This is a genomic window from Pseudomonas sp. UBA5666 (assembly GCF_002420785.1).
Classification (GTDB): Bacteria; Pseudomonadota; Gammaproteobacteria; order Pseudomonadales; family Pseudomonadaceae; genus Aquipseudomonas; species Aquipseudomonas fulva.
Map to the genome: position 1 here is coordinate 1 of NZ_DIIQ01000010.1, position 5,520 is coordinate 5,520.

6 protein-coding genes and 1 pseudogene are annotated in these 5,520 nt (G+C 59.4%); 5 read left to right on the forward strand and 2 right to left on the reverse strand.

What is annotated here, in order from left to right; translation table 11 throughout:
* Window positions 1-29: 29 nt before the first annotated feature.
* On the reverse strand, window positions 30-926 hold the full coding sequence (locus B2Y33_RS06790) for a GlxA family transcriptional regulator (RefSeq protein WP_162832347.1): 897 nt from the start codon (window positions 924-926) through the stop codon (window positions 30-32).
* A gap of 238 nt (window positions 927-1,164) precedes the next feature.
* Entirely contained in the window at window positions 1,165-2,205 is a 1,041-nt protein-coding gene (locus B2Y33_RS06795; RefSeq protein ID WP_145280237.1) for an NADP(H)-dependent aldo-keto reductase, read from the reverse strand.
* Between the two features lie 258 nt (window positions 2,206-2,463).
* On the opposite strand from B2Y33_RS06795, the gene rplM reads away from it, so the two are divergent.
* The 5 genes and pseudogenes from rplM to B2Y33_RS06820 form a co-directional block, all read left to right on the forward strand.
* Window positions 2,464-2,892 carry a 50S ribosomal protein L13 gene (rplM, locus tag B2Y33_RS06800; protein ID WP_003260798.1) on the forward strand — a complete coding sequence of 143 codons (429 nt, stop codon included), beginning with the start codon at window positions 2,464-2,466 and terminating at the stop codon, window positions 2,890-2,892.
* A gap of 14 nt (window positions 2,893-2,906) precedes the next feature.
* A complete protein-coding gene (gene rpsI, locus B2Y33_RS06805) occupies window positions 2,907-3,299 on the forward strand; it encodes a 30S ribosomal protein S9 (RefSeq protein WP_003251821.1) in 393 nt (130 codons plus the stop codon).
* A 261-nt stretch (window positions 3,300-3,560) separates the two neighbouring features.
* A complete protein-coding gene (gene petA / locus B2Y33_RS06810) occupies window positions 3,561-4,154 on the forward strand; it encodes a ubiquinol-cytochrome c reductase iron-sulfur subunit (RefSeq protein WP_023534417.1) in 594 nt (197 codons plus the stop codon).
* The gene (locus tag B2Y33_RS06815) at window positions 4,154-5,365 is read left to right on the forward strand and encodes a cytochrome b (RefSeq protein ID WP_028687198.1); all 1,212 of its coding nucleotides are present in this window, start codon (window positions 4,154-4,156) and stop codon (window positions 5,363-5,365) included. Before petA ends, B2Y33_RS06815 begins: the two co-directional genes overlap by 1 nt.
* Window positions 5,365-5,520, forward strand: a pseudogene (locus B2Y33_RS06820) (cytochrome c1); the annotation flags it as partial. The gene B2Y33_RS06815 and the pseudogene B2Y33_RS06820, both read left to right, overlap by 1 nt.

Consider the following 5,520-nt stretch of genomic DNA (forward strand, 5'->3'; position numbering starts at 1 on the left):
CGATGGGCTGCAAGGCAGCCCGATTGCGCTCAGGCCTCTTGCATGAACTGCTGGCGATACTGATTCGGTGACAGGTCGGTGTGCTGGCGAAACAGCCGGGCGAAGAAGCTGGCATCGTCATAGCCCACCTCGTAACTGATGGTCTTGATGCTCTTGCGCGTGCTCGACAACAGCCCCTTGGCCGTCTCGATGCGCAAGCGTTGCAGGTAATGCAGCGGCTTGTCCCCGGTTGCGCCCTGGAAACGGCGCATGAAATTGCGAATGCTCATGCCGTGGTTGCGGGCTACGTCCTCGAAGCGAAACTTGTCGGCGAAATGCTCTTCCAGCCAGTGCTGAATCTGCAGGATGATCAGGTCCTGGTGCAGCTTCTGGCCGCCAAAGCCCATGCGTCCCGGCGTGTAGTTGCGCTGCACCTCGTACAGGATGTCGCGCGACACGGCCCGCGCCACATTGGCCCCGCAGAAGCGCTCGATCAGGTAGATGTACAGATCGCAGGCTGACGTGGTGCCGCCAGCGCAGTACAGATTGTCCGCATCGGTCAGGTGTTTGTCCTGGGTCAGGCGTACGTGTGGGAAGCGCTCGGCAAAACTGTCGAAGAAACGCCAGTACGTGGTCGCTTCCTTGCCGTCGAGCAGGCCTGACTCGGCCAGCCAGAACACGCCGCTGGCCTCTGCACACAGCACGGCGCCCCGCGCATGCTGTGCCTGCAGCCAGGGCAGCACCTGCGGATAACGTTGCAACAGGTTGTCAAAATCGTCCCAGAACGCCGGAAGGATGATCACATCGGCATCATCCAGGCCGCCGTCCACCGGCAGCTGCACGTTGCTGAAGCTCTCTACCGGCAACCCGTCAGGGCTGACCAGGTGGATCTCGAACATGGGTTGCAAGCCCAGGCCAAGCTGCTTGCCGTAGCGCAAGCTGGCCAGGTGAAAGAAGTCCTTGGCCTGCATCAAGGTCGAAGCGAATACCTTGTCAATGGCCAGGATGCTGACGCGCCGCAACGACGCGGAGGGTTGGGTAAACATCATTGTCATTGTTCTTATAGGATGGAGTGGTCAATCACTGGCTGGATCGTCTTATTTTTTACGGGTCATGTCTAGCCTGGTAGACAGCGCCGCCCGCTTCGCGGGTAAACCCGAGAAGCAAGCGGCGTTGGGTGCGTGCTCAGGGCGCGGGGTTGGGTTGATCCTGGTGGATGGCCTCGATGGCTGCCAGCAGTTCGTCATCGAGGCTGAGTTCGAGGCTGGCCAGGTTGCTGTCCAGTTGCTCGAGGCTGGTGGCACCGATGATGTTACTGGTCACGAACGGTTGACGGGTAACGAAGGCCAACGCCATCTGCGCCGGATCGACACCGTGTTCCCGGGCCAGCTGTACATAACGCTCGCAAGCGGCCACTGTCTGTGGGTTGGAATAGCGCGCAAAGCGGCTGAACAGGGTCAGACGCGCCTTCTCCGGGCGGGCGCCGCCGTCGTATTTGCCCGAGAGCATGCCAAAGGCCAGGGGCGAGTAGGCCAGCAGGCCGCACTGCTCGCGAATAGCGATTTCGGCAAGCCCCACCTCGAAGCTGCGGTTGAGCAGGTTGTAGGGGTTCTGGATGGAGACGGCCCGAGGCCAGCCACGGGTTTCGGCCAACTGCAGGAATTTCATGGTGCCCCAGGGGGTTTCGTTGGACAGCCCGATGTGGCGGATCTTGCCCGCGCGCACCTGCTCGTCGAGCACCTCCAGGGTTTCTTCCAGTGGGGTGAAATGGTCTTGCGGCAGGTGCTGGTAGCCCAGCTTGCCGAAAAAGTTGGTGCTGCGCTCAGGCCAGTGCAGTTGGTAGAGATCGATGCGATCAGTCTGCAGGCGCCGCAGGCTCTCTTCCAGTGCCGCGACAATGTGTTGCCGGTTGTGCCTGAGTTGACCGTCGCGGATATGGCTGATGCCATTGCCGGGGCCGGCCACCTTGCTGGCCAGTACCCAGTCGTCCCGACCGCCCTGGCGGGCGAACCAGTTGCCGATGATGCGCTCGGTGGCGGCATAGGTTTCCGGGCGCGGGGGTACCGGGTACATCTCGGCAGTGTCGATGAAGTTGATGCCTGCGGCCTTGGCCCGGCCAATCTGTTCGAATGCCTGGGTCTGATCGTTCTGTTCGCCCCAGGTCATGGTGCCCAGACACAGCGCGCTGACTTCGAGGTCGGTGCGACCCAGCTGACGGTAGTCCATCGGTTGCTTGCTCCTTGGCTATGGTCATTCATCAAAGCAGGTTGATATTTTTCCCGCAATCTGGATAATTCAGCCCCTCTCCGCGTGGCGGAAGTGATGCACCATCACGCAGGAAGAACCCCGTCGAACATTGGCGTGCCTGACCCGAGCCCCCAAAAGCGTCAGCGTTCGGCTGCGCGCTTGCCCTTGGCAAGCTGTGCACTATCCAGTAAGATTCGCCGTCTATTTTTCGCTGGGCGGCCTCTGAGGCTTTAGAGAATGAAAACTTTTACTGCTAAACCGGAAACAGTAAAGCGCGAGTGGTTCGTAGTCGACGCCGCTGGCCAGACCCTGGGTCGTCTGGCTACCGAAATCGCTAGCCGTCTGCGTGGCAAACACAAGCCAGAATACACCCCTCACGTTGATACCGGCGACTACATCGTCGTCATCAACGCCGAGCAGGTTCGTGTGACGGGTGCCAAGTCTTCCGACAAAATGTACTACTCCCACTCCGGTTTCCCAGGTGGTATCAAGGAAATCAACTTCGAGAAGTTGATCGCCAAGGCCCCTGAGCGTGTTATCGAGACTGCGGTCAAAGGCATGCTGCCGAAGAACCCGCTGGGTCGCGACATGTACCGTAAGCTGAAAGTGTACGCGGGTGCTGCTCACCCACACACTGCTCAGCAGCCTCAAGAACTGAAGATCTAACGGGATAGTTCATTATGTCGGCGACTCAAAATTACGGCACTGGCCGTCGCAAGACCGCAACCGCTCGCGTATTCCTGCGTCCGGGTACTGGTAACATCTCCATCAACAACCGTTCTCTGGACGTGTTCTTCGGTCGCGAAACCGCTCGCATGGTTGTTCGCCAGCCACTCGAGCTGACCGAAAGCGTTGAGAAATTCGACATCTACGTCACCGTTTCCGGTGGTGGTGTCAGCGGTCAGGCCGGTGCGATCCGTCACGGTATCACCCGCGCTCTGATGGAATACGACGAAACCCTGCGTGGCGCACTGCGTCGTGCTGGCTACGTCACCCGCGACGCTCGTGAAGTCGAGCGTAAGAAAGTGGGTCTGCGTAAAGCGCGTAAGCGTCCTCAGTACTCCAAGCGTTAATACCGCTTCGGCAGTCGAAAAAAGCCCGGTTCCTTGGAACCGGGCTTTTTTTTGCCTTGAATAATTCACCCGCTCGGCGGTGAGCGTCTTTCCCATAGACGTAGATCAAGCAAAGCGTGGGTAGTGGCCGTGCAGCCCGGTAATCACCTTGTCAGTGTGTGGTTTTGTTACTTACCATGGCGACCAATTTTTAGCGCCACTGACACAACCTAGGTACGAGCCTGGTTCAACAGGCCAAGCAAGCTGATGGGAGAGGACTGAATGAGCAATGACGGCGTCAACGCAGGCCGGCGCCGCTTCCTCGTAGCCGCGACATCCGTGGTCGGGGCAGCGGGAGCAGTGGGGGCTGCGGTACCGTTCGTGGGGTCATGGTTCCCCAGTGCCAAGGCGAAAGCTGCAGGTGCACCGGTAAAGGTCAACATCGCCAAGGTCGAGCCAGGGCAGCAGATGGTTGCAGAATGGCGAGGGCAGCCTGTATTCATCGTGCGGCGAACGGCTGAGATCCTCGGCAATCTCAAGAAAATCACCGGCGAACTGTCAGACCCCGATTCCCAGGCATCGGACCAGCCGACCTACGTCGATCCGCAGGTACGCTCCATCAAGCCAGAGATCCTCGTGCTGGTTGGTCTGTGCACGCACCTGGGTTGCTCGCCGACGTTCCGCCCTGAAGTGGCCCCTGTCGACCTCGGACCCAAATGGGTCGGAGGTTATTTCTGCCCCTGCCATGGTTCCCACTACGACATGGCGGGGCGAGTGTACAAGTCGCAGCCGGCACCGCTGAACCTGCCGGTGCCGCCGCATGCCTACGAGTCCGACGAAATCATCGTCATCGGTATCGACCAGGAGAACGCATGATGAGCAAGTTCATGGACTGGATCGACGCGCGTTTCCCTGCCACCAAGATGTGGGAAGACCACCTCAGCAAGTACTACGCGCCCAAGAACTTCAATTTCCTGTACTTCTTCGGCTCTCTGGCCTTGCTGGTGCTGGTCAATCAGATCGTCACCGGGGTCTGGCTGACGATGAGTTTCACGCCTTCGGCCGAAGAGGCTTTCGCCTCGGTCGAATACATCATGCGTGACGTGGAGTACGGCTGGATACTGCGCTACTTGCATTCGACGGGTGCGTCGGCCTTCTTCATCGTCGTCTACCTCCACATGTTCCGCGGCTTGCTGTATGGCTCCTACCAAAAGCCCCGGGAGCTGGTATGGCTGTTTGGCATGCTGATCTACCTGGCGCTGATGGCTGAGGCGTTCATGGGCTACCTGCTGCCATGGGGGCAGATGTCGTATTGGGGCGCACAGGTGATCATCTCCCTGTTCGGGGCCATTCCCGTCATCGGCGATGACATCACCCAGTGGATTCGCGGCGACTACCTGATTTCGGGCATCACGCTCAATCGCTTCTTCGCCCTGCACGTGGTGGCCTTGCCGATCGTCATTCTGGGCCTGGTGGTGCTGCACATCCTGGCCTTGCACGAAGTCGGCTCGAACAACCCTGACGGCATCGACATCAAGAAGCACAAGGACGAAAACGGTATCCCGCTGGACGGCATTCCGTTCCACCCGTACTACACCGTCAAGGATATCGTCGGAGTGGTCGTGTTCCTGTTCGTGTTCTGCGCCGTGGTGTTCTTCTTCCCGGAAATGGGCGGATACTTCCTGGAAAAACCCAACTTCGAACAGGCCAACGCCTTCAAGACCCCTGAGCACATCGCGCCGGTGTGGTACTTCACGCCGTTCTACGCCATCTTGCGCGCCGTACCGGACAAACTGATGGGCGTGATCGCCATGGGCGCTGCCATTGCCGTGCTGTTCGTGCTGCCCTGGCTGGACCGCAGCCCCGTTCGCTCCATGCGCTACAAGGGCTGGATAAGCAAACTCTTCCTGCTGGTGTTCTGCGTCGCCTTCATCGTCCTCGGCGTGCTGGGGGTACTGGCGCCGACGCCTGGGCGTACCTTGCTGTCGCAGGTGTGCACGTTCCTGTACTTCGCCTACTTCCTGCTGATGCCGTTCTACACAAGGCTCGAGAAGACCAAACCGGTTCCGGAAAGGGTGACTGGCTGATGAAAAAGTTGATTGCTGTAATTCTCCTGGCAGTGATGCCTGCATTCACCCTTGCTGCAGAGCATGGCGTGGAACTGGACAAGGTCGATATCGACCTGAGCGACAAGGCGGCGATGCAGGACGGTGCGCGCACGTTCGCCAACTACTGCATGGGT

Bases quoted from the DNA above. Each gene is read 5' to 3' on its own strand.
- B2Y33_RS06795 (WP_145280237.1), bottom strand. From the start codon at position 2,205: ATGGACTACCGTCAGCTGGGTCGCACCGACCTCGAAGTCAGCGCGCTG.
- rplM (WP_003260798.1), top strand. From the start codon at position 2,464: ATGAAAACTTTTACTGCTAAACCGGAAACAGTAAAGCGCGAGTGGTTC.
- rpsI (WP_003251821.1), top strand. From the start codon at position 2,907: ATGTCGGCGACTCAAAATTACGGCACTGGCCGTCGCAAGACCGCAACC.
- petA (WP_023534417.1), top strand. From the start codon at position 3,561: ATGAGCAATGACGGCGTCAACGCAGGCCGGCGCCGCTTCCTCGTAGCC.
- B2Y33_RS06815 (WP_028687198.1), top strand. From the start codon at position 4,154: ATGAGCAAGTTCATGGACTGGATCGACGCGCGTTTCCCTGCCACCAAG.